Source organism: uncultured Prevotella sp., assembly GCF_946407605.1.
GTDB lineage: Bacteria > Bacteroidota > Bacteroidia > Bacteroidales > Bacteroidaceae > Prevotella.
Map to the genome: position 1 here is coordinate 58,044 of NZ_CAMJOS010000008.1, position 24,870 is coordinate 82,913.

The following is a 24,870-nucleotide window of genomic DNA, read 5'->3' on the forward strand; positions in this document are numbered from 1 at the left end:
GCTTTTTATATGACTTTTAAACAGCAAACAATATTATGCAACTGATTGATGGAAAAGCAACGGCAACCGCTATTAAGGCTGAGATTGCCGAGGAAGTGAAAAAGATTGTTGAGAACGGAGGCAAACAGCCCCACCTGGCTGCCGTATTGGTGGGCCACGACGGTGGTTCTGAGACCTATGTAAAGAATAAGGTACTCGCGTGCGAGGCTTGTGGCTTCAAGTCGACCCTCATCCGCTATGAGGACGATATCACCGAGGAGGAGCTCCTGGCCTGTGTCGATAAGTTGAACAAGGACGACGATGTCGATGGTTTCATCGTGCAGTTGCCCTTGCCCAAGCACATCGACGAGCAGAAGATTATCGAGGCCATCGACTATCGCAAGGATGTGGATGGTTTCCATCCCATCAACGTGGGTCGCATGGCTATCGGACTGCCCTGCTTTATCTCGGCTACACCCCTCGGCATCATCACCCTGCTGAAGCGTTATAACATCGAGACCAGTGGCAAGAAGTGCGTCATCCTGGGTCGTTCGAATATCGTGGGTAAGCCTATGGCACAGCTCATGATGCAGAAACAGTATGGCGATGCCACCGTTACCGTATGCCACTCTCGCTCGAAGACCCTGAAGAAAGAATGTCAGGAGGCCGACATCATCATTGCGGCTATCGGACAGCCCGACTTCGTTAAGGCTGATATGGTGAAGGAGGGTGCCGTTATTGTTGACGTAGGTACCACTCGTGTGCCTGATGCCACTCGTAAGAGCGGTTTCCGTCTGAATGGTGACGTGAAGTTCGACGAGGTGGCTCCCAAGTGCTCTTTCATCACGCCTGTTCCTGGCGGCGTAGGTCCTATGACCATCTGCTCGCTGATGAAGAATACCCTCGCCGCTGGCAAAAAGGAGTATTACAAGTAATCATAATTGCTAATTTCTAATTACTAATTCCTAATTAGAATGTTGACCGCTCAGGAGTGGTACGAAAAGGGCAATGCCTTTCGTAAAGAGTCAAAATGGCACGAAGCCATCAACTGTTACATACGAGCCATAGAGCTTGACCCTGACAGTCCTGCAGTCGAGGCCAAGCGTATGCTCGACGATATCATGGCCTTCTATTGCAAGGACATGTACAACCCGTAGGCCGACCGCCTACGGTTTTTTTCATCCTTTTGAGGTATAATCTACCCCTTGACCGAAAAAATTTTTTCGCCTCGGAAACGTCCTGTATATCGGCATTTCGATTCTTAGCAAAACTTTTTTTTCGTTTTTTGTTTAAACCTTCGTTATACTGTTGCGTCAAAAAGACAGAAAACAGGATAACAAACAGGATAACAAAAATATTAACAAAAATAATAACTAACCGTAGGAGCCAAGTCTCAGGATAACAAATCAGGATAACAGAAAGACGAAAGCTCCGAGTAAAAAAAGAAAGGGAACAAAAATGAAAAAGATTTTACTGACTTTGGTAGCTGTAATGACAATGTCGTTTGCTAACGCCGAGACCGAGGGTTTCAGAACACACAGACATGTAGTTGACTACGACATGAGTTTCGACATCAATCGCCTGGCAGCAAAACTGGATCTCACAAACGACCAGATGGAAGCTGTAGAAGTCATTCAGGAAAACTTCAACGATGAGGTTCTGGAGGCAGCCACCGCACGAGGCCACGAGCGCCGATTCCTGGTTCACCAGGCCGTAAGAAAGGATGTACAGCAGATGCACCGCGTGCTCAACGACGAGCAGTTTAACACTTACATGATGCTCTTAGGAGCTACTCTACAGAACAAAGGTCTTTAAGGAAAAGAGGTTGTACGACACCGGGGGAGCAGCAATGTTCCCCCGATGTCGTTATTATATGTCGTCCTTTCGTTCGTAAATGAAAGAAAAATTGTGTTTTTCTTTGCTTTTTCTTTATTTTCACTACCTCTGACCCACGGTCGAAGGTACTTTCGTTCGAAAAAGTCCAAATATTATTTGGCTTTTTGCTCACTTATTCGTACCTTTGCACCCAATTTTGTAAGAGGTTAATATATTAAACGACAAAATATGGCTAAATTGAAAGGCGCCATCGTGGTCGATACTGAGAGGTGTAAGGGATGCAGCCTCTGCATCATCGCCTGCCCTCAGAAGGTCATCGCCCTGGCCAACAAAGTGAATCTGCACGGTTATCCCTACGTGGAGGCTGTCAACGAGGAAGCCTGTGTAGGCTGTGCCTCGTGTGGCATTGTCTGCCCAGACGGTTGTATCACTGTGTATCGTAAAAAAGTGGAGGAATAAGCTATGGCTGAAGAGAAAAGAGAAGTTGTATTGATGAAAGGCAACGAGGCTATTGCCCACGCTGCTATTCGTTGCGGATGCGACGGCTATTTCGGCTATCCTATTACTCCGCAGAGTGAAGTGATTGAGACGCTGGCTGAGCTGAAGCCTTGGGAGACCACTGGTATGCAGGTGGTTCAGGCTGAGAGTGAGCTGGCTTCGATTTACATGGTCTATGGCGCTGCCGGTGCTGGTAAGCGTGCGATGACCTCGTCGAGTTCTCCTGGTATCGCCCTGATGCAGGAAGGTATCACCTACATGGCTGGTGCCGAGGTGCCTGGCGTGTTTGTGAATGTGCAGCGTGGCGGTCCTGGTCTGGGAACGATCCAGCCTTCGCAGGGAGACTATTTCCAGGCTACCCGTGGTGGTGGTAATGGCGACTATAAGGTGATCGTGCTGGCTCCCTCTTCTGTTCAGGAGATGGCAGACTTCGTGGATCTCGCCTTTGAACTGGCCTTCAAGTATCGCAACCCTGCCATGATTCTTTCTGATGGTGTCATCGGACAGATGATGGAGAAGGTGGTGCTGCCCCCGTTCAAGCCCCGTCGTACGGACGAGGAGGTGATCAAGCAGTGTCCTTGGGCTTCTACTGGTAAGCCTAAGAACCGTGAGCGTGTGGTGATTACTTCTCTGGAGTTGAAGCCTGAGATTATGGAGCAGCGTAACATCGCCCTCCAGGAGAAATATGCGAAGATTCAGGAGAACGAGGTTCGCTATGAAGAGCAGCTGATGGACGATGCAGAGTATGCTATCGTAGCCTTCGGTTCTGCAGCCCGTATCGCAGAGAAGAGCGTAGAGATTGCCCGTGAGCAGGGTATCAAGGTCGGCCTGTTCCGTCCTATCACACTGTTCCCATTCCCCACGAAGCAAATTGAGGCTTTGTCGAAGAAGGTGAAGGGTATCCTCGTGGCTGAGATCAATGCTGGTCAGATGGTACAGGATGTTCGCCTCGCTGTGAATGGTGCTGTGCCTGTAGAGCAGTTCGGTCGTCTGGGTGGTATCGTGCCCGATCCCGAGGAGATTGTTGAAGCTTTAAAGAAGGTCATGTAAGTTATGGATAGAAATCAAATAGTTCAACCAGAGAACATCGTCTGCAAGAAGCCGACGCTGATGAACGACAACAATATGCACTACTGCCCAGGCTGTAGCCATGGCGTGGTACATAAACTCATTGCCGAAGTCATCGAAGAGATGGGTATGGAAGACAAGGCCGTAGGCGTAAGCCCTGTAGGCTGTGCCGTCTTCGCGTACAACTATATAGATATAGACTGGCAGGAGGCTGCCCACGGACGTGCTCCCGCACTGGCTACGGGTATCAAGCGCTGCTGGCCCGACCGCCTCGTGTTCACCTATCAGGGTGACGGCGACCTGGCTTGTATCGGTACCTGCGAGACCATCCACGCCCTGAATCGTGGCGAGAACATCGTGATTATCTTCGTCAACAATGCCATCTATGGTATGACGGGTGGTCAGATGGCTCCTACCACGCTGATTGGTCAGAAGACCTCTACCTGTCCTTATGGCCGCGATCCTCAGCTGCATGGCTATCCCCTGAAGATGGCCGATATCGCTGCTCAGCTCGAGGGCACCTGCTATGTCACTCGTCAGAGCGTTGAGTCTGTAGCCTCTATCAACAAGGCCAAGAAGGCGCTGCGCAAGGCATTCGAGGCTTCTATGGCTGGCAAGGGCTCTTCACTTGTGGAGTTCGTCTCTACCTGTAACAGCGGTTGGAAGCTCACTCCCGCTAAGGCTAACGAATGGATGAAGGAGAACATGTTCCCCTTCTATCCCAAAGGAGATCTCAAGGATACGACGGATAGTAAGTAAGACAACGAATTACAGTAATGAAAAGACTGCTTGTCCTTTTTGCATCGGGTTTGTTGACTCTGACGGCACTGGCACAGAAATCTTCTCTCGTGGGTTCGTGGGTGATGCTGGATTCCAAGGGTTTCCCTACCACCTCCGTGAAAACCTTCATGCCTGATGGAAAATTGCTTGGCCAGAGTTTCAACAGCGACTTTACTGTCAGTAGCGTGTGGTTCATGTCCTATTACAAGATGCTGAACGATACGTCGTTTGTCGACCATGCCTTCTATCACTCCGAAGTCAACTACCAGCGCGACTATCACTTCACTTTCCACATGGAAAACGACAGTGTGATGGCCACCTCGTACATCGACTATCGGGGTAATAACGCCAGAGTGGACGTGCGAGAGCGCTGGAAGAAGTTGGACAGACCTATGCCTGTATTTACTGATGCCGAGTGGGAGGCGCTGCACCAGAAGTCGCTGGTGGAGTTCGATCGTCTGCCGAAGGAGGGCCAGACCACAGAGCAGTATGCCCAAGAACTCTACGACAAGTCACAAAGCTACATCAAGCGCAACAAACTGGACTATGCCTTCGAGTCACTGCTCGTTCGTGCAGAACTGGACACCACCAACGTCCAGTGGCAGCAAGACGTTCTCTCTCTCTTTTTGGAGCATAAGTTCGCACCATCAGTGTCGGTGAAGATAGCCGACCGCTTCATCAGCCTCAAAGAGGCGGTAGCACCTGTTGCCAACGATACGAGTGTGATTAATGCCTATCGTATGAAGGCCTATCTGTTCAGCCATCGGGGCAATCCTTGCATACCGCAAGTGCGTGAGGTGATTACCAAATGCATCGAGATGCAAACCGCTTTAGATCATCAGCCCACCAAGGCCGATGCTCTCGATTATTTTCTCATGGCCATGACTTATTTGCCAGAGGGCGCTTATGATACCATTCGCTACTACTCCCTTAAGTCTATCGACATCATGGAGAAAGCATCCGATGTGTCTGAACAGCAGAAGGGCGAAGCCTATTTCATGTTGGCAATGGCGCAATTACAGGCTGGAAACACCCTGGAATCCATCGACATCCTCACCAACAAAGTCCAGAAAATGTTCGTTGACGAGCAAGGACAGCCCTTGCCCAGAGTCTATGGCGATGTATGGCCCCTGATTGTGGATAACTATGAGGAATTGCTTCTCAAGAACCCCAAGGACAAGAAAGTGCTCAGTGCCTATAAGGAGTTCCTTGCCGACAAGATGATATGTGCCAAATTCGAGGCCACCAACAGGGAACTGAACGTCTGGGGTGAGCACTATGTCATGGAAAGAGACTCCTGGACTGTGGAGAACCCCATTGTTGTTGCTTCTCATGCCAAGCATTACCTGTTGCTGAAGGACGGAGAATTTACCGATGTCAACTTCAAGAGCGAAGACGACCGCTTGGGAGCCACCTTCCTTGTAGTGCCATGCGATGCTGCAAAGAAACAGGAACTGATTCGTCAGTGGAAAGAATATAGGAAAAACAAAAAGGCAATAAAATAAATTGTAAGAAATGAAAAAGGAAATTATCATATCAGGTTTCGGAGGTCAGGGCGTGCTCTCAATGGGTAAGATCTTGGCCTATAGTGGACTGATGGAGGATAAGGAGGTCACATGGATGCCTGCCTATGGTCCTGAGCAGCGTGGTGGTACAGCCAACGTGACGGTCATCGTCAGCGACGAGCGCATCTCTTCGCCCATCCTTTCGAAGTACGACATCGCTGTGGTGCTCAACCAGCCCTCGCTCGAGAAGTTCGAACCCAAGATCAAGCCTGGTGGCATCCTCATCTACGATGGCTTCGGCATCATCAACAAGCCCACCCGCAAGGATATCACCATCTACGAGATCAACGCAATGGACAAGGCTGCCGAGATGAAGAACAGCAAGGTGTTCAATATGATTATCCTCGGCGGACTGCTCAAGGTGGCTCCCGTGGTCAGCGACAAGGGCGTGGAGAAGGCACTCTTCAAGACTCTGCCCGAGCGTCATCACTCGTTGATTCCCCTCAACATGGAAGCCCTGAAAGAGGGTGCCAAGATTATCGAGGAAGTGAAATAAGCATTGGCTTATCGCTAGTTGTAAACTAGGGAAATACATAGCAAACTCACGAAGGGTCGGACTTTGTCCGGCCCTTTTTCGTGTTTACATTGCGCAAAGCCAGTATTAATCGTGCATTACGCAGAAATAAGTCCGTCAGGACGGACTTACATTATGCTACTCATGGTGTCAGATTAAGATAGTCCTCTATCAGCCAGCCGCATTTGTCTACTGTCACCCGATAATAGCGCCCTGTCATCTGACGCAAGTCGGTGGTGAAGTAGGGGGCGAAGGCTTTGGAGGGAATACGCTCTACGAATTCTTTCAAATCATCAAAGAGTTTCACATTATTTGGTGTTATGTGAATTCTTGTGGGGTTTGAAAGATACGGCGAGCGTAAACTTTACGCGAACAACTTCATCGTGATACTTGCCTGGATTCCATTTAGGCATGCTTTTGATGACGCGAGCGGCTTCCTCGTCCATAGCTTGGAGTGCCTTGTTGTATGCCTTAGCCTTTTGGCGATACTCAGCTGTCATGTAATCTGTTATCTTAATGGCGAAATCAAAGGCCAATGACTTGACAACCTCGACACGACTGATAGAGCCGTCTCTCTCCACGACAAAAGTCACGATAGCACGCCCTTCTGCACCTGTACCTTCAGCAATAGCGGGATAACGTGTTTCATTATATAAATATGTCGTCAGGTCGCCCTGGAAAGACGGCATCGTTTCAACTACATCGTATATCTTGTTGGTGTCAGCGGGCGCCTCTAGCTCCTTTGCAAGATCGTTACATGTTATCCTAATTACATGTTCTTCAGGACCTAGTGGTAATGGTGGTGCGCTGAACCTGATGATTACGGTGAAATCCATGTTGATTTTTTTATTTCCTTCCCTTGAGGGTATCCATTTCGGCATTTTTCTAACGATGCGTAGTGCCTCTCTGTCTAACGAGGGTGAGACACTAGTAGCGACTTTAGGATGAACTACATTACCAAGTGTGTCGACGGTAAAAACAACGTAAACTGCTCCTTCCTCTCTTTTCTTTAAGGCTTCATCGGGGTATTTCTTTTCTTTCTCTATGAATTCCTGCAAGGCTTTATAGCCTCCTGGAAAGGATGGTCTCGGCTTGATATGCTGAGCACAACAAACTGAGCACATCAGCAGACTCATCAACATCGTTTTCACTTTTGTTTTCATCATCTTTGGCTTTTAGTTGATAATCACGCTGCAAAGATAATTCCTATTTATTTAGTCTCCAAATTTTCAGAAGGAAAACAATTAAACAGAAACTAAACAATGAGTAAACAGTCAATAAACACACGCATGTCGTCAGAACACAAAGCCAACTCCAAGGCGAATTATGCCAAGATTACCGTAGCCCAGTTCCCCAAAGAAATTAAAGGAATTACCGCCTATAGATGCACCTATTGCCGTCAGTTGGTAGGCCATACGCCATTTTATCATCTCCACGCCACCAGTTTGCTCTGGCTTTTGTGTGCTGATGTCAGGTAAAGGGTCATAAGCACTCCAATAATAATTAGCGTAGTCAAATTTGAGGTGATGACGCATCGTTCCCAAGGCTATGCGCGAATAACTGCGAATACCAGGGGTTTCATACCAAGTGTATCTTACTGATGGGGCAAAGACAAAAAAGTTACAATGCTCATTGGCATAACCATAAAGATGAGGATAGCCATAAGAACTATAGTAGTAATCGAAATCATTCCTGGTGTCATAGTTATCATTCGAAACACCCCAATTGACTAGCATACCTATCTCCCATTTCCTGTTGAGTCAATAATGATATTCTATACCAGCCTGAACAAAAGCATCGCCAAAGATATCTCCACATTCAAAGGCATTCGTTACGCCAAAATAATCCTTATACGTGCTTATCATCTTATCTTTATCGTGACTGGCCTGGCACTCTCCAAATCCTAAACTGCCACGCAGTTCATGCCTTTTATCGCGTATGGGCAGTTGACGTGCCCGTTGTTGCTCCTTAACCTCTCTTTCTGCTTCAGCCCATCGCAAAGAATCGGCCCGATAAAGCGAATCGGCCTGTGAACGCGGCGCATCGGGAGTGATGAAGAAATGGTCCTGCGCAGGTTCACTAGCAGCATTCGTCATAAGATCCACAAGAAGAGGAACGCCATATAAAGCTGCACTTAAGATTGACCAAGGGTTATTGGATTTCCGCAATACAATATCACTAAAAGCATAATTCTCTGAACTGATTTGTATATGTTGTCCGTCAAGACTACGGCGCTTTACTTCAACGGTAGTTGGTAGAGATATGTCACGATAAACATTTTTGGAAGTAACAATATTCACATGTTCATCAACAGCACCGTCTATCTGAATCTTGGCCGATGTTCCTGATATGATTGTGGCACACGAAGAATATAGTACTGTTAAAAGCAGTAATGCTATAACCGAACAAATATGATTTGGAAGTTGATTAATTAGTTTCATGTTGCAAAGATAGATAAAATATTTTTGTCATACAAATATTACTGAGACTATTTTCTGGATGACTTTTTCGATGATACTATTCGATTTTGGCCTTACACCCCACCCAATCTCTGGAAAAGCCTTTGTACAAAGGGAAAGCGAAGGGGTTAGTGTTTCGCTAACACTAACCCCAACACTACACCCAACACTCCCCCTAACACTACACCCTCATCGTGTTCAGGCAGCCTTGAGCGGAACGACTTTGTAATAGGTTTGTCCACCATGAGTCTTACCTTCAAAGCCTAGTTCCTTCAAGGCCATACCCAGATGAATCTTCGTGCTGTGGTCTGCCTTGATCGTAGGATACTCCTGACGAATCAGGCTCACTATGTCGCCGCTCTTCATGCGAATGCCCTGCTCGCCCTCCTTCGGCTTGCGGATACAAGCCTCCACAACCTCTGCAATATCCTTCTGCTCCATGTAGTTGAGGTTCAGTTGTTGGATACGCGCCACCTGATCATTATTAAACCAGAAAGGCGATTTCAGTTCCAGGAGTTCATACATCACCTGCGCATAAAGTTGCTCATAGTCTATTTCTCCATCATTATTGATATACTGTCCGTCAGGGATAGTGACGCAGATATATCGGCGACTGCCTGTGACATCCGACAGGGGATGAGGATTGTTTGTAGTAGCCACGAACGAGGCATAGCGGGGACGGTCATCCTGCGAGGCGCCATAGATAGGACGTCCGTTCACCTTACTCTTTGACAGCGTCTGCTTCAGGGCTGCCTGCTGACTGGGACGGATGGCATCCAGCTCGTCAAGGTTGACTATCAGGTTGTTGGTCAGCGCCATCTCCTTATCAAACTTATTCGACAGGTTAAGATGGTCCAGGAAATACATGCGAAGTTCTGGAGGCAGCAATCGGGCCACGAAGGTGGTCTTGCCGCATCCCTGACTGCCAATCAGCGTAGGCACACATTCATTGCCATGAAGGGTGTCCATCTGAAGCCAGTGGGCCACAGCAGAGCGAAGCCATACAAACAGGAACTCCATCTGCTCTGAGCTGACGCCTGGCAGTCGCCCGAAGAGTTGAGCTACATGATTCTGTCCGTCCCACTTAGGCAAGTTCCTCAGGTAATGCTGAATAGGGTTGAATACCTCTACCTCGTCCGACTGCAACAGCTCCACGATGTCTGTCTTGGGACTCCCCTTCTCGCTGATCTCCTCACGCTTAGCGTGGATAATAATACTGTTAAGTGCTTTCTGCGTCAGCACGCGCCATTCAGGCTTCTCGCTGGCAGGAAGGGTTACATACTCCACCTTTCCGCTCAACTCGTTGAAACGGAACAAGTAATTGTCTTTCAGGAACTGCTCTGCGGCAAGCGTTCCCTGCTGTGAAGCTCCTAGAGCCTCACCGTGAATGGTAAGTTCTTTACTCATGGTTAATATAATTTTAAAGGTTTAGGCGATGGTTGGCTATTAAGTGTTTCTCATAGCATCATGCCTATCAGTTTTTGCAAGTGCAAAGGTACAAAAAAATATGCGGTTTGCAAAATTTCCCTGTCAAAAAACGCGATTTTTTTGCATATTAAATGCTCGAAAAAAACAAAAATAGATTGCGGTTTTTTCAGAGGGTGGAGTGTTGGGGTTAGTGTTAGGTGGGGTGTTAGGGGGAGTGTTGGCATAACACCCCACCCTGCGCAAACCTAGCATTAATCGTGCATTTCGCAGATTTAATGCTGCAAAGGTGGAGTCTTAATAAGCAACACGTCGTTTCTCTATCAGCAACTCGATGTTTCTCTTTTTGAGATTGATGCCTTCTCGTTCGCAACGAGAACGTATCTCACCATAAGCGAGAACGTATCTCGCTATCATCAGCATGCCGTTTCTTCCTGCTTAACTATAGATTTTTCTTTCCCTAACTAGGAAAAAATTATTCCCTAACTAGGGAATTTTTACTGCCTAGTTAGAGAAATAAGTCCGTCCCCTGCGGACTCCCAGTCCGTAGGGAGCGGACTCTAATTCCGTCAGGACGGAGAATGGTTAAACTGATTTACAATAATACATTTTCCTCGAATTATTGTGTTGGAATATGAAGAAAATGTGTAATTTTGCCTCAAAAGTCGGCAGGAAAATGTGTTTAACTTGCCAAAAAGTCGTCCATAAAATGTGTTTGTATGTACCAAAGGAAGATTGAAAACGCCCTTCTGTCATGGTTGGAAATCACAGGTGTTTGATCTCTTTTCATGTGAGAGATTTCAAACACCTGTCTTTTATCTTCTAAAGGTTCAGATAGTCCTCTATTAGCCAACCGCATTTATTTACTGTCACCCGATAATAGCGACCTGTCATCTGACGCAAGTCGGTGGTGAAGTAGGGGGCAAAGGCTTTGGAGGGAATACGCTCTACGAAATCTTTCAGACTCTCAAAGAGTTTCTGGGTGTCTTTATCCGGTTCCTGTGGCTCCAGGAGTTCAATCGAGTAGGACACTCGATGACTTCTGGGATATGTCTTCGTGTATAACAATACGGAGAATTGCTTCTCGCCTTTCAGTCCCCAATGCTCTGCTGTCCTCATGGCGTGCAAGGTTCCAATAAGACGGGCACCCCAACCTGTGTCTTGATGCCAATTGTATGGTCCGTCCCATTGAAGGACTGGGCGATAGGCGGCATATGCAAAGAAATCTGAATACCAGGCATCAGGTGCGGCAATAGTCCTATTGCCACCATTATAAATCTGGTAGTAAGCCCTTGGCGACACAACGAATCCCATATACCATTTTGGATTGACCAACATGATTTCCTCACCCTCGCTGACCTGTTTCTCAGGATGGTCCTTCAGCGTGGGATACGCTCTCACATAGGTATCGCCAGGACGGAGCTGCGGCTTTATTACTACGAAATCCTCATAACGAATCTCCTTGTCTTTCGCCTTCACGTTCCTATTCTTATAGAAGGCCTGCTTCATCTCGTCAACACTCACAGTCTCTTTATACAGCTTACTATAGAGGGACAGGAAGTTCTTGTCCATGTCGCGCTTTTCGTACTCTGACCATTGTGTTCCAAGTTGGTCAAACGACATGGGTTTAACATTGTCTGCCTGTCCGAATGTGTTTAAGGCAGCCAGCAAAGCAGTTGCAAGTGTGAATAGCTTCAGATGTTTCATATTATTTGGTGTTATGTGAATTCTTGTGGGGTTTGAAAGATACGGCGAGCGTAAACTTTACGCGAACAACTTCATCGTGATACTTGCCTGGATTCCATTTAGGCATGCTTTTGATGACGCGAGCGGCTTCCTCGTCCATAGCTTGGAGTGCCTTGTTGTATGCCTTAGCCTTTTGGCGATACTCAGCTGTCATGTAATCTGTTATCTTAATGGCGAAATCAAAGGCCAATGACTTGACAACCTCGACACGACTGATAGAGCCGTCTCTCTCCACGACAAAAGTCACGATAGCACGCCCTTCTGCACCTGTACCTTCAGCAATAGCGGGATAACGTGTTTCATTATATAAATATGTCGTCAGGTCGCCCTGGAAAGACGGCATCGTTTCAACTACATCGTATATCTTGTTGGTGTCAGCGGGCGCCTCTAGCTCCTTTGCAAGATCGTTACATGTTATCCTAATTACATGTTCTTCAGGACCTAGTGGTAATGGTGGTGCGCTGAACCTGATGATTACGGTGAAATCCATGTTGATTTTTTTATTTCCTTCCCTTGAGGGTATCCATTTCGGCATTTTTCTAACGATGCGTAGTGCCTCTCTGTCTAACGAGGGTGAGACACTAGTAGCGACTTTAGGATGAACTACATTACCAAGTGTGTCGACGGTAAAAACAACGTAAACTGCTCCTTCCTCTCTTTTCTTTAAGGCTTCATCGGGGTATTTCTTTTCTTTCTCTATGAATTCCTGCAAGGCTTTATAGCCTCCTGGAAAGGATGGTCTCGTCTCGACATCAAGTTTAAATATGACGGGAATCGTATATTTGTATTTCGTCAGTACCGTTTTTCCTTTTGACATCATTCCTCCAGGTTGCCATTTGGGCATAGACTTGACGATGCGAAGAGCCTCATTATTCAGTAAGGAGTCAACGGCTTTTACGACCTTGGCATCAGTAATGCTGCCATCTGTCTCCACATTAAAACTAACGATGACGCGGCCCTGAATGCCTTTTTTCATAGCTTCTGTGGGGTATCTGAGGTTCTTCTGGATGAATTCCTTTAAAGCTTTATCGCCACCAGGGAATTGGGGCATGATCTCCCCATAGTCGCCATCCCATATTTTAGAACTCACGGAATCTTGAGCGTTCTTCTTTGTTTGAGCGTTCTGAGCATTTGCTGACGGCAAGCACATCAGCAGCATCATCGTAAGTACGAATAGATTTAGATGTTTCATATCCAGATTACCTTTTAGTTATTAACCACGCTGCAAAGGTAATCGTTTCGTGCTTTCCTTCCAAATTTTCAGAATGAAATGATTAAACAACGAGTAAACAGCCAATAAACAGACCCTTAACAAGGCAACATAACCCGCTTATTATCAGCCAATTGATACAATCTTACAATTCTTGTATAAATTGATCAAACTCCTGAGGCTTGCCTGTAACATGAAACACATTACTCAATAACTGCTTGCGACGCGAATACAGATTTTGGAGTGTGATATCCAGGAATACAGCAATCTCAGAAGGAGAGAAGCGCAGACGGATGAGCATGCAGATGCGATAATCGGCATCCTTCATGCTATGACTTGGGTCAACTTTCTTTCTGAAGTCAGGCAGATACTCATCAACCATCGCCTCAAGCGAAGCCCAGTCCTCCTTTGTGATGCTTTGCTGAGGGTGTTTGCTCAAATCCTTGAATCGGAGATAGGCCTCTGTCTCTGTCATCTTCTCATAGACAGACGACTCTACAGAATCATCTTTCTGTGGCAAATCAGCCTTCTCCTTGCCGTCTCTCTTCTTACTCAACAACAGCACGCTACCAATACACAAGACAAAAAATCCACTAAGCACAAGCCAAAGATAAAGGTATGATGACTCTGAAGGCTGTTCTTGCAGCATATTCATCTGACGATGCACTCTGGCAAGCAGACGTCGATCGCAGTCAGCAGCTGTGGTATCGGCACTGGCTACCACTTTTTGAAGTTCCTCAAGAGCCAGTGGAATCTCGTCCATATCAATATAGGTACGCGCCAGGATATAATGAGCCAGCATGCGTTCGTTGGGAGTGCCTCGTCCATCGAAATAGTCACAGAGACTGACGGCCAACGTATCATTGGTCATCATCATATCTTCCTGATCCTGCTGGTCATCGCAGCCCTGCAGGACAAGACAAAGGAATATGCCGATTATAGTGAGCGATTTCTGCACGTTACCGTTTAATGAATACCTTTCTTGTCCTATTGCCTTGGCGGATAATGTTGATACCTGGCTTTAAGACATTTTGCTGTCGTCCCTGTAGGTCGTAATACAGATTGTTAGAGGGTGACTCGCTGTTCACAGTTTCTATACCTGTAGTATTCACTGAATGGATGGTAATCGTATCTGCTACGCTGCCACCGCCCAGTTGTGTTAAGCCTATGGCAATCTGGTAGTCGCCAGTCTGGTCAGTGATTCCCTTCAGCGCAAATATCTTGCTATTGGTGTCAAAAGATCGAGTCATACTATCGGGTAAGAGGGGTTGCTTAGTCCCATCAGGCAGGATGGTATTTTTCAGCGTTATCGACTTGACGTAACGGGTCATAGTCTCTAATTCAAACTCCTCGCCCATGTTGACAGTAAACTCTTTTTTTAAGAGCATTGGCAGCATGGCATCAGGCAGATAGTAGCCCAGGTGTGGCGGCTGGTTGTATGCCGTGTTCTGCCAACAGATGCCCATACGGTAGGTATGGTCGTGCATCAAGGTGGGCATACGGTAGAAGCTGGTAGTAGCAGTGCTGTAGATATTCAGCGTAGCATTGTCGGTGGTGCTCCATAGGATAAGCTCCTCGCGCCAGTCTCCGAAGATGTCTGCTGACAGGCAGGGAGTGGCCTTGGTGCCGTTGCATGATGAAGGACTGCCGAGATTGTCAATTGGTGTGGTGCCGACGCCCAGTGTAGAACCTCCGTATTTTGAGATGGTTGTGCCGTCAAGCAGCTCGTCCTGTAAGTCGCCATCCCAGTAGATACGGAAGTTCATGGCAGGTTTGCTGGTTCCAGCCTGCGTTCCTGTGATGGCATTAAATGGCTCCTGGATGCGAGCATTGCTGTCGAAACCGCCATAGGCCGACCAGAATTCCTGACCTCTCTTGTCTGCGACGATGTCAGCTGCACAGCCACGTCCATTGTCTTGTCCACTCTGTCCGCCTTTCCATATAATCTCACCTGTAGCGGCATCGTGCATATCCCATGCGTATGTACCTTTCTCCTCATGCACATCAAACAGTTCCAAGCCAGGACGGTCTGGGTCGAGGTCTGCCAGATGGATAGCATCGCCATGACCGAAGCCAACGGCATAGAGCATCTTACCGTCATCGTCGCAGGCTGCCGACCCCCAGATGATTTCATCCTTTCCGTCACCGTCAACATCTGCGATAGACATATTATGGTTGCCGTTGGCGTACATCGTGTTACGACCGAGTCCAGAAGAACATGCCTTGCCAGTGTAGGTCTTTGTTGTGCCGCTGGCATCCATCACCTTGTATTGCGTCTTGGTGTTGCTCATGTGGAGCCAACGTGTCTTTAGTTGAGAGCCGTCGAAGTCCACCGCCCAGATATAGGCGTAGGTATAATAACCGCGACAGAAAATGCCAGAGGGGTTGCTGTCAGGCCCATCGAGATAGGCTGTGGCAGCCAGATAGCGCTCGCCGCGATTGCCGTAGTCACCCTTATCGCTCTTGCCGCTGCGGTCATCCCAGTTGAAGGTGCCTGCCGCCTCACTCAGTTCTGCTTTCGCATTACGGGTAGGGTAGTAGGCAATGGTATGGATGGCTTCGCCAGTCAATCCGTTGAACACAGTGAGGTACTCATGACCGCCATTGATGCGACCACCACTGTTTCGCCAGTCTTTAGTATTATTAGCTGCCTTGATTTTCGCGTCGGTAGCCGCCTGATTCACATAAATCCCTTTTCCGTCTTTCGAACCAGGAGCAGTCTTACACATCAATTCTGCCTTGCCGTCGCCATCATAGTCATATACCTGGAACTGTGTGTAGTGAGCACCAGCGCGAATGTTTACACCCAAGTCAATACGCCAAAGCTTGGTGCCGTCGAGTTTGTAGCAGTCAATAAAGACATTATCCGTTTTGTCGCCCTGCGAATTATCTTTTGAGTTGCTTGGGTCCCATTTCACGATAATCTCATATTGTCCGTCGCCATCGACATCGCCCACCGAACAGTCGTTGGGCGAGTAGGTGCCGCCTAATGCTCCCATAGCGGGTCGGTCTAACGTCAGCGGAAGATATTTCTTTGCCCAGGGCATTACGATGTCGGAAGTATCTACTGGCTCGCCATTCACTTTTGTCACCACTTGATACTCAGAATTGGCGTTGCCGCCTGTCGTCGTATAGCAAGTAGCATAGACATCCATTGCAATGGCTGTGCCGTTGCGCAGAATGTCGAAACGAGTCTCGTCCTCATTGTCGGTACCCAGCATACGCCACGAGATAAAGTGTTTTGTGTTGGTTGTAGGTATAACAATGAGACCACGATCCAGTGTTTCCATCTGACTTACTGGCGTGTTCTGTGCATTGACAGTAAATGCTGTTAGTGATAACAGTGCCAATGCTTGAATTTTAATCCTTTTCATGCCCTTTCTTAGTTCTTCTTGTAGTTTTCGATGCAAACTTACATAAAAAATTCGAATTATTCACCAGTATTAATAAAAAAGTTATGACCACCCCCGTATTTTTCGTTGTGGAAGGACACACCAGCCCATAAAAACAAAAAAGCAGGCAAATCGTTTGGCTGTTTGTTTGCTTTTTCGTAATTTTGCAGGAGGATAATAATTTGCTTATGAGACGAATAGTTTTCTCGATGGCTGCATTGCTGGTCACAATCACAGCTGCGGCACAGTTGGATGTTAAGGAGTTGAAACTGAGCAACGGCATGACCGTTTGGCTGAACGAGGACCACTCGCAGCCCAAGATTTTTGGAGCCGTTGTGGTCAGGGCTGGCGCCAAGGACTGTCCCAACACAGGTATCGCCCACTATTTTGAGCATATCATGTTTAAGGGTACCGACCGCATGGGTACTATCGACTATGCTGCCGAAAAGCCCTTGCTGGATAGCATCTCTGCCCAGTACGACCTGCTGTCGCAGACCAAGGACGATGCTGTGCGAAAGCAGATTCAGCAGCATATCAACGAGCTGAGTGTGAAGGCTGCCGACTATGTGATACCCAACGAGTTCAACCGCCTGATATCAAAGTATGGCGGCAGTAAGCTGAATGCGGGTACGGGCTACGATATGACCTACTATCACAATGAGTTCCTGCCCCAGTTCATTGAGCAGTGGTGCTGGCTCAACTCTGAGCGACTGATGACCCCTGTGTATCGCGGTTTTCAGGGCGAGCTTGAGAATGTGTACGAAGAAAAGAACCGTTCGGCCGATGGCATGGGCGAGGCTATGGAGAAAATCATGGGTGCTGTGTTCAAGACTCAGCCTTATGCCTATCCTATCATTGGTTCTACAGAGAGTCTGAAGAACCCACGCCTGTCGGATATGGCCGAATTCTATAAGAAGTACTATATCGCCTCGAATATGGGCTTGATTCTCTGTGGCGACATTACGCCCAGCGACGACCTGACAGCCCTGTTGGAGAAGACGTTTGGTCGCGTGCAGACAGGCCCAGCGCCACAGCGAGGCTATAGCCCGATGCCTGATTTCCAAACTGGCGAGCGACAGGAGGTTATACTCCCCATACCGCTTATTGGTGCAGAGGCATTGGTATTCAAGGGAGCTACCGACTACGAGCCCGATGCCAATGCTCTGGAGCTGGCCAACGGACTGCTATCCAACGGCAAGGCTGGCCTGCTCGACTCGCTGATGAACGAGCATAAGGTGTTGGCAGCACTCGCCACAAACGTAGGCTTCGACGATGCCGCTGGTACTGCCGTGATTATCATCCCAAAGCTGTTTGGAAAGATGAAGACTGCCGAGGGACGTGTGATGGAGCAGATCCAGCAGGTGATGGCTGGCAACTTCAGCGACGAGCAGTTGGAGGCCTTGAAACAAGAGATGGTGATGGATGCAGAACAGGAGCTGGAAACCATCAGCAGTCGTTCTGAACTGATGGTCGACCTGTTCTCGAAAGGCAAGACCTGGCAGGATGCGCTCGACAAGATTGAACGCATCAAGCGCCTCACTAAGGCTGATGTGGTGGCTGCTGCCAAGAAGTACTACAATGCCAACCACGTCACGCTGGTCAAGAAATACGGCACACCCGATAAGGAAACCCTTAAGCAGCCTGGCTACAAGCCCATTTCGCCAAAGAATATGGATGCCAAGTCGGCCTTCGCCCTACAACTGGAGCAGATACCTGTAAAACAGGCCGATATCCGCACCGTCGATTTCCAGAAGGATGTCGACACCAAGCAGCTGAGCAATCATGCCACCTTATTCTATAAGCAGAATCCTGTCAACGACATCTTTACGTTTACGCTGCGATTCAAGGATGGCAAATTGCACACACCAGGACTCGACATACTGGCAACCTATCTCTCAGCTCTGGGCACCGACTCGCTCAAGAAGCAGCAGTTGGAGAAGGCCTGGCAGCAGATAAACACCACGATGGAGGTAGGCGCTGGCAACAAGACCTTCGGCTTCAGTCTTACTGGTCCTGACACTCAGTTCGAGTCAGCCCTCCGTCTGCTGGCCCACTTCCTGCGCTCGGCCAAGGGCGACAACGAGGCTCTGAGCGATGCCAAGGATGCCGACAAGGTGGATCGCAAGAGCTTTGGCAAACAGAAGGACGATGTGCTCACGCCGATGAGAGAGCGTGTGATGTACGGCAGCAAGTCAACATACCTGAACCAGCTCAGCAAGAAGGAGGTCAAGGCGCTTAAGAACGAAGATTTACTCAGTCTGTTCCGCGAATTGCAGCAGTACGATTGCGAGCTGCTCTATTGCGGCACCAAGTCAATAGACGATGTAGCTGCCGTATCGCAGCAGACATTGCCGTTGAGCCAGTGTACACGCCGTCCAGCCGATACCTTCCGCCCGTTGCAGCAGTACTCAGAGCCTACTGTTTACTTCTATAATGTGCCCAAGTCGCGCCAAAACTATGTGGTAAGCTACGATGCCATCAGTCCGCTGCCCACAGTCGACGAGCGTGCCAAGCTGTCACTCTTCGACGAATATTTCGGCGGCAGCATGTCGTCAGTCCTCTTCCAGAATGTTCGCGAGTTCCGTTCCCTGGCCTACAGCACTGGTGGAAAAGCTTATACCACCAGTCTTGCCCAACATCCTGAGGCCGTTCAGGGCTACATCACAGCCACTGGCACCCAAGCCGACAAGACGATGGAAGCACTTGCCACCGTCGACTCGCTGCTGCGCCAGATGCCGATGAAAGAGAATAATCTGGATGCTGCCCGTCAGAGCGTGCTCAACGATATCCAAAACAGCTATCCCGCCTTCCGTGATATGCCCGCCTTCGTGGCCAATCAGCATACTTTGGGCAATACTATCGATCCCAATGCCGATATCGCCCGTCTGCTGCCAGACGTCACTTCTCAGGATGTCATCAAGTTCCACCAGCAGCATATCGCCACCAACCGCAATCGCGTGTGGATCATCATTGGCGACAAAAAACTCACCAGTCTCAAAGCCCTCTCGCGCTACGGTAAGGTGGTAGAACTCAAGAAGGAGGATGTGGTGAGATAACTCCTCTGACAAGGCGTAGTGTTATTTCTTGCCTAAGAGGGTGAGGATGCGGGCGGCCTCTTCGCCGTCGGCTTTCGCATTGCGCAAGTCCTTCAGAATCTCGTCACCATGCTTGGGGTCGTTGATGGCGCGCTTCAGCCATTTGCGGGCCTCGTCCTCGTTGGCTGCTACGCCCTTGCCTTTCAGATAACAGCGCCCCACCTGATACATGCCCTTGGCATAGTCCTGCTTGGCAGACTTCATATACCACTCGTAGGCTTTCTTGTTGTCCTCCTTCACGCCATTGCCCTTGTCGTAGCAACGGCCCAGGCGGTACTGCGCCTTCTTATGTCCCTTCTCGGCAGCAGCCTGAAGCATGGGTACGGCCTTGTCGTACTGCTCGGCATCGTATAGTTTCTTGCCCTCATCGTAGAGCTTGTCGGCACTTTGTGCGCTCATGCTGATGCTACACATCAACAGCATGCAAAGATAAATCAGTCTCTTCATAATTCTCAACTTTAACTTCGTTGACTTTTGTCACGACTCAGCCAAACAAGCAAGCTTGATGGCTCTCGCTGCTCCAAAAGTTCAACTCTCAACTTTCAACTCTCAATCCTCAAAAACCTCCTGTATCGCTTCTCCCGAGCAGGCATTGGGCTGCTGGATGTGCATCATCTGACACACCGTGGGGGCGATGTCGTTGATATGCACCTCGCGACTGCTCTCGCCGTGCTTGATATGCCAGCCATAGAAGAGCAGGGGGATGTGAGCATCGTGCGGGTTCCACTCGCCGTGGGTGGTGCCTACAGGCGACGACCATTCGCCATACTCATAGTAGTTGGGCTCGGTGATGATGAGCAGGTCGCCAGAACGACGGGGATGATAGCCCATGAGTGCCATGTTCATCAGACGCTCGGGCAGACTGCTGGTGCGTACTTTCTGATAGTCTACAGCATGGATGACGTTGGGTGCCTTGCTGAAGAACTCGATGAGGCATTGCTTCACGGCGTCGAGCTCAAGGTTCTGGTCAGCGATGGACTGGTGGTTGAGGTAGACGCGGTACACGGTGATATCGGCGATGACAGCCTTCGTGGCTCTCAGCTTCTTGGCAACGTATGCCTCAGCCTCTTTCTGCAGGTCCTGATAAAGCCACTTGCCCCCAGCCAGTTTATGATTCTGCATGAACTCCCAGTTATGTGCTCCGCCGTGATCGGCAGTCAGGAACAGCAGGTAGTTCTCGTGCCCTACCTGAGCGTCGAGGGCCGTCAGCAGACGTCTGATATCCTTGTCAAGCTCCAGATATGCCTCGTCGGTATGCTCGCCGCGGGTGCCCCACTTATGACCAATGGCATCGGTCTCGGAATAGCTCACGCAGAGCATGTCGGTGGTGCCGTTATGTCCCATGTTCTCGCCCTTCAGAGCGGCAATAGCCATATCGGTGATGAGGTGTCCGCAGAGGGGATAGAGGGCAATATCCTCGCCCGCATTTTTCAGCTCCTCGTTCTTGGCCATCTGTGCATTCACCTTTTTGACATAGTCGGGCAACTCCTGCATATAGTAGGTGCTGGTGACAAAGCAACCTGTCTTGTTGTCCATCCAGTAGGCGGCATTGGCACCTCGTCCTGCAGGCAGGATGGCAGCACGGTCCTTGAAGCTGACACCGATGACCTTTGAACGGAAGTCGGTATGCAGGCGCAGCTGGTCGCCAATGGTGGTGGCGTGCAACAGATAGGGCGATGACTGTCCTTTGCTGGTGGTTGAACCAACTGTCTTAACGGTGCTGTCAGCCACACAGCCCACATGACGGCCATCCACATAGAACGAGTTGCCGCAGATGCCGTGATAGGCTGGGGTAGTGCCTGTATATATTGACGTATGTCCGATGGCCGTCACCGTGGGTACATAATTAATCAGGCAGTTGTTGCAGGAATAGCCTTGTTTAATCAATCGTTTCAAACCACCTTCCGGCAACTGATCGTAGTAACGGCCCAGATAATCCCAACGCATCTGGTCAACCACGATGCCTACAACTAACTTGGGCCTTTCCGTAAAATCGTTTTGAGCCTGTGCCGTTAGACTCGTGGCCAGGACACAGATAATCAATAATAATTTCTTCATGTTGATGTTAGTTTAAATTATTCTTCCTTGAATTTGTCGAGTTTGTTGGCCCAGTATTGACGCAGGTCGTTCCACTTATAATAATAAGGTGTGGCGGTGGCCTGTTTGACGGGCAGCGTGACCTCACGTTCGTTGAGCATGGCCTTCACAAGAATGTCGCCCTCGCCCTTCTCGGGCTTGTAGAATATCAGCTGGATATTACAGCCCATGGGGAAAATCTTGTAGTTCTGCCAGTGCTTGTCCAGGTCGTCCAGATTCTCTATGCTAATGTTGCAGTTGCCAAGCTCCATCAGACAGGCCAGCGGCATCACACAAACCTCATGGCCAAAACGCATGGTGGCCTGGGGTTTGCCAAGGGCTACACAGGTGTCGGCCGTCTCGATGATGTTCGTTAGCAGGTTAAACTGGCTGAAAGGCATATTATTATCCGTCATCGGCGAGTTGGCATAACGGAGATACCAGCCCACATTGTTCTGACGCCACAGGTCGTAGCGCTCGTCCTCGGTAAAGATGTTGATGAGGCTGGTGGGAGCGCCATCATGACTCTGCATGTTGATGACCATCTCGAAAAGCTGGCGCATCAGCGTACGCTGGTGAATGCTGTCAGCCGTCCACTGTGGGTCGTTGAACAGCACCTTCATCAAACGCTCAGGGTGGGTATTCCTATCGTTGAACTCAGCGACCTGACGTCTGTTGACGTGACCACTGCTCTCCTTCACCTTGCCTTCCCATTCCTGGTTCAGATAATACTGAAAGGCCTCACTCACATCGTTGTGGATGCGGGCGGTGGGGTTGGCAGCCATCAGCTCCTCACACTCTGCCTCCATAGAAAGGATGCAACGGATAACCACCGTGCTACGGGCATCAATAGCTACATTCTTGGAGAGAAATATCTCTGGGAAGTTCTTGGCGATGCGACTGCCAATGCCATGATGCTGGCGTTCGCCTACGGTAGTCAACTCGCCCAGTCGCTTATAGGTGGTGATGTTGAATTTCTCCAACTCATTCAGCAACCGCTCGCCCTCCTGGGTTAGCTTGCCGTATTTGCGACCTTTCTGCAGAGGACGTAACACACGGTTATAGTCATCCTTGCCGATGAGCCAGCGTGAGCCATGACGACCGTAGTGGGTGAAATAAAACGGCACATAGCCATCAGGCGCCTTTGTATATTGGAATTCGGGAATCTGGCGGTTGTAGTCCACATAGTTTGAACCGGCCAGATATGGATTCTTCCGAATCTCTTCACGGGCTGTCTGTGCCGTCACCGAAAGCGTCACTCCCAACAGGAGTAGGGTTAGTATTTTCTTCATATTGTTGAGAATAATTAGGTTTTGTGTTTGCAAAATTACTAAAAAAATGTCAATAGACAAAGCGTTTATGAAATAATGTTGTATCTTTGCGCCCAAAATAGCCTTTAAAGGGAAAAGGTCAAAGGTAAAAAGTAAAAAAGGATATGAAGAAGATAACAATCACCATAGTAGCCCTGATGACGTTGACCGCCGTTAGCGCACAGAACAATCAGAATGCTCAGAACGTACAGCCTGCAAAGACTTTGCAGCAGTCTGATACACTCCAGTTTATGAATGCCTACCGTCAGTTTACGGCGTTCGTGATGGCTCAGCCTTCGCTGACGAAGCCGCTGGCCGACTCGCTCATGGCACGACAGGACACGCTGATGTTGCAGTATCGGACCATCAAGCCCCAGCTCACCGACCATCAGGTTGAGGAGTATAACATGCTGAAAGGCCGCTATACCCGTAAGATGCTGGCCTATCGTGGTGACCGTCTTGGTGAGGGCTTGGAGGCTACAGGCGACAGCATAGCAAAAGCCACCGGCAGGGTAGGTAGTGCTATCGGTGGCTTCTTTAAGGGGTTGTTCAAGAAATAACGGTTTATCTCTTTCTTAGCGTCTCAACGATGCGTGACAACTGGTTGGGGATGCGAATCTGCTGCGGACATTTCGACAGGCAGACCTCGCAGTCCTGACATTTTGATGCCCATGCCTTCTCATCGGGCAATGCCTTCTTATAGTTGTCAATAAAGGCCTGCTGACGTGTGTCGAAGTCAGCTGCCGTCTTATCGGGCAGAGGCAGCAGGTGGTTGTTTACAGACTCGTTGTAGGCAGCGAAGTTGCCAGGGATATTCACACCAAACGGACACGGCATGCAATACTCGCAGGTGGTGCAGGGAATGATGGGGATACCCGACATCTGGTCGGCAATCTTTGCTAACAGCTGGTTCTCTGTCTCAGTACACGGGTCGATGGGCGAGAATGTCTTGATATTCTCCTCCAGATGGTCCATGCGGTTCATGCCACTGAGGATGGTCAACACATTAGGATAGGAACCCACCCAGCGGAATGCCCAGCGGGCTGTACTGTCGTCGGGGTGCACCGCCTTCAGCTGGTCGGTCAGCTCTTGTGCCATACGTCCGAAGGCACCGCCACGCAACGGCTCCATGATGACACACTGGACGCCCGTCTTCTTACATTTGTCATAGAGGTATTCTGCATCGGCATCTGAGCGACGTCCACCACGCATCGAGGCATGACGCCAGTCCAGGAAGTTCATCTGTATCTGCACGAAGTCCCAGTGATACTCCTCCTGACGGTCCAAGAGCCAGTCAAAGTCACGCACATCACCATGATATGAGAAGCCCAGATGCTTGATGCGTCCGGCCTCGCGCTCCTTGAGCAGGAAGTCGAGGATGCCGTTGTCCAGGAAACGTCCTTTCAGCGTGTCCATGCCACCGCCGATGCCGTGGAGCAGGTAATAGTCAATGTAGTCAACCTTCAACTTCTCCATCGACCGTTCGTACATGGCCTTCGAATCATCGAACGACCACGAGCGGCGGTTCTGGTTTGACATCTTCGTGGCTACAAAATACTTGTCTCGGGGATGACGCGACAGGGCGTTGCCCATAAGCACCTCCGACTGTCCGCCCATATACATTGGTGCCGTGTCGTAGTAGTTCACGCCGTGCTCAATGGCATAGTCCACCAACTGGTTCACCTCGTCCTGATTATTGGGCAGGCGCATCATGCCGAAGCCTAATAGCGAAATCTGCTCGCCTGAGCCATGCTGCACACGATAGGTCATGCGGTTCTCGGTCACCTTCTCCGACTTGTCCTTGGCCAGCACATTCAGTGGCTCCATAGCCATCAGGGCCATAGCAGAACCTGCTCCCCAGCCTAAACGCTTCAGGAACGCCCGTCGGTTCATGTCTGTCTGTTCTTTTTTTGTCAT

The 24,870-nt window shown here is 49.2% G+C and carries 23 protein-coding genes; 10 read left to right on the forward strand and 13 right to left on the reverse strand.

All coding sequences use genetic code 11. The features are described 5' to 3' along the window. Positions 1-35: 35 nt before the first annotated feature. From folD to Q0R57_RS05495, 8 genes are all read left to right on the forward strand, one after another. Positions 36-914 (forward strand): bifunctional methylenetetrahydrofolate dehydrogenase/methenyltetrahydrofolate cyclohydrolase FolD, encoded by an 879-nt coding sequence (folD, locus tag Q0R57_RS05460; RefSeq protein ID WP_294744423.1) that lies wholly within the window; start codon positions 36-38, stop codon positions 912-914. Between the two features lie 42 nt (positions 915-956). After that, positions 957-1,136: a tetratricopeptide repeat protein gene (locus tag Q0R57_RS05465; RefSeq protein ID WP_294744501.1), complete on the forward strand. Its 180-nt coding sequence runs from the start codon at positions 957-959 to the stop codon at positions 1,134-1,136. Positions 1,137-1,437: 301 nt separating this feature from the next. Continuing rightward, positions 1,438-1,794 (forward strand): hypothetical protein, encoded by a 357-nt coding sequence (locus Q0R57_RS05470; RefSeq protein ID WP_294744425.1) that lies wholly within the window; start codon positions 1,438-1,440, stop codon positions 1,792-1,794. A 249-nt stretch (positions 1,795-2,043) separates the two neighbouring features. Further along, the gene (locus Q0R57_RS05475; RefSeq protein WP_294744427.1) at positions 2,044-2,274 is read left to right on the forward strand and encodes a 4Fe-4S binding protein; all 231 of its coding nucleotides are present in this window, start codon (positions 2,044-2,046) and stop codon (positions 2,272-2,274) included. A gap of 3 nt (positions 2,275-2,277) precedes the next feature. Next, the gene (locus tag Q0R57_RS05480) at positions 2,278-3,363 is read left to right on the forward strand and encodes a 3-methyl-2-oxobutanoate dehydrogenase subunit VorB (protein WP_294744429.1); all 1,086 of its coding nucleotides are present in this window, start codon (positions 2,278-2,280) and stop codon (positions 3,361-3,363) included. Positions 3,364-3,366: 3 nt separating this feature from the next. Next, positions 3,367-4,140, forward strand: a complete 774-nt coding sequence (locus Q0R57_RS05485; protein ID WP_294744431.1) for a thiamine pyrophosphate-dependent enzyme — start codon at positions 3,367-3,369, stop codon at positions 4,138-4,140. Between the two features lie 17 nt (positions 4,141-4,157). Then, positions 4,158-5,666: a hypothetical protein gene (locus Q0R57_RS05490; protein WP_294744433.1), complete on the forward strand. Its 1,509-nt coding sequence runs from the start codon at positions 4,158-4,160 to the stop codon at positions 5,664-5,666. Between the two features lie 10 nt (positions 5,667-5,676). Then, positions 5,677-6,222, forward strand: a complete 546-nt coding sequence (locus tag Q0R57_RS05495) for a 2-oxoacid:acceptor oxidoreductase family protein (RefSeq protein ID WP_294744435.1) — start codon at positions 5,677-5,679, stop codon at positions 6,220-6,222. A gap of 160 nt (positions 6,223-6,382) precedes the next feature. Here the strand turns inward: Q0R57_RS05495 and Q0R57_RS05500 are convergent, their stop codons facing one another. The 9 genes from Q0R57_RS05500 to Q0R57_RS05540 form a co-directional block, all read right to left on the reverse strand. After that, positions 6,383-6,547 (reverse strand): DUF5030 domain-containing protein, encoded by a 165-nt coding sequence (locus Q0R57_RS05500; protein WP_294744436.1) that lies wholly within the window; start codon positions 6,545-6,547, stop codon positions 6,383-6,385. 1 nt (position 6,548) lies between these two features. Continuing rightward, entirely contained in the window at positions 6,549-7,406 is an 858-nt protein-coding gene (locus Q0R57_RS05505) for a TonB family protein (protein ID WP_366516829.1), read from the reverse strand. Between the two features lie 129 nt (positions 7,407-7,535). After that, complete coding sequence (locus Q0R57_RS05510) at positions 7,536-7,976, reverse strand: hypothetical protein (protein WP_294744438.1); 441 nt, start codon at positions 7,974-7,976, stop codon at positions 7,536-7,538. A gap of 24 nt (positions 7,977-8,000) precedes the next feature. Next, the gene (locus Q0R57_RS05515; RefSeq protein WP_294744440.1) at positions 8,001-8,681 is read right to left on the reverse strand and encodes a hypothetical protein; all 681 of its coding nucleotides are present in this window, start codon (positions 8,679-8,681) and stop codon (positions 8,001-8,003) included. A gap of 216 nt (positions 8,682-8,897) precedes the next feature. After that, the gene (locus Q0R57_RS05520; RefSeq protein WP_294744442.1) at positions 8,898-10,106 is read right to left on the reverse strand and encodes a VapE domain-containing protein; all 1,209 of its coding nucleotides are present in this window, start codon (positions 10,104-10,106) and stop codon (positions 8,898-8,900) included. Between the two features lie 840 nt (positions 10,107-10,946). Then, positions 10,947-11,831, reverse strand: a complete 885-nt coding sequence (locus Q0R57_RS05525; protein ID WP_294744444.1) for a DUF5030 domain-containing protein — start codon at positions 11,829-11,831, stop codon at positions 10,947-10,949. A 1-nt stretch (position 11,832) separates the two neighbouring features. Next, a complete protein-coding gene (locus tag Q0R57_RS05530; protein ID WP_294744446.1) occupies positions 11,833-13,062 on the reverse strand; it encodes a TonB family protein in 1,230 nt (409 codons plus the stop codon). A gap of 163 nt (positions 13,063-13,225) precedes the next feature. Continuing rightward, a complete protein-coding gene (locus Q0R57_RS05535; protein WP_294744448.1) occupies positions 13,226-14,038 on the reverse strand; it encodes a hypothetical protein in 813 nt (270 codons plus the stop codon). A gap of 1 nt (position 14,039) precedes the next feature. Beyond that, positions 14,040-16,454, reverse strand: a complete 2,415-nt coding sequence (locus Q0R57_RS05540; RefSeq protein WP_294744450.1) for a rhamnogalacturonan lyase — start codon at positions 16,452-16,454, stop codon at positions 14,040-14,042. 206 nt (positions 16,455-16,660) lie between these two features. Between Q0R57_RS05540 and Q0R57_RS05545 the strand changes: the two genes are divergently transcribed. After that, a complete protein-coding gene (locus Q0R57_RS05545) occupies positions 16,661-19,528 on the forward strand; it encodes a M16 family metallopeptidase (RefSeq protein ID WP_294744451.1) in 2,868 nt (955 codons plus the stop codon). Between the two features lie 21 nt (positions 19,529-19,549). Here the strand turns inward: Q0R57_RS05545 and Q0R57_RS05550 are convergent, their stop codons facing one another. The 3 genes from Q0R57_RS05550 to Q0R57_RS05560 all read right to left on the reverse strand — a co-directional run bounded on the left by Q0R57_RS05550 (position 19,550) and on the right by Q0R57_RS05560 (position 22,935). Further along, positions 19,550-20,014 carry a tetratricopeptide repeat protein gene (locus tag Q0R57_RS05550; protein ID WP_294744453.1) on the reverse strand — a complete coding sequence of 155 codons (465 nt, stop codon included), beginning with the start codon at positions 20,012-20,014 and terminating at the stop codon, positions 19,550-19,552. Positions 20,015-20,116: 102 nt separating this feature from the next. Next, on the reverse strand, positions 20,117-21,625 hold the full coding sequence (locus tag Q0R57_RS05555; RefSeq protein ID WP_294744455.1) for an alkaline phosphatase family protein: 1,509 nt from the start codon (positions 21,623-21,625) through the stop codon (positions 20,117-20,119). A gap of 17 nt (positions 21,626-21,642) precedes the next feature. After that, positions 21,643-22,935, reverse strand: coding sequence for a histidine-type phosphatase (locus Q0R57_RS05560; protein ID WP_294744457.1), 1,293 nt, complete (start codon positions 22,933-22,935; stop codon positions 21,643-21,645). 143 nt (positions 22,936-23,078) lie between these two features. Between Q0R57_RS05560 and Q0R57_RS05565 the strand changes: the two genes are divergently transcribed. Further along, positions 23,079-23,513: a hypothetical protein gene (locus Q0R57_RS05565; RefSeq protein ID WP_294744459.1), complete on the forward strand. Its 435-nt coding sequence runs from the start codon at positions 23,079-23,081 to the stop codon at positions 23,511-23,513. A gap of 4 nt (positions 23,514-23,517) precedes the next feature. Here Q0R57_RS05565 and Q0R57_RS05570 read toward each other — a convergent pair whose 3' ends face one another. After that, positions 23,518-24,870, reverse strand: a complete 1,353-nt coding sequence (locus Q0R57_RS05570; RefSeq protein ID WP_294744461.1) for an aldo/keto reductase — start codon at positions 24,868-24,870, stop codon at positions 23,518-23,520.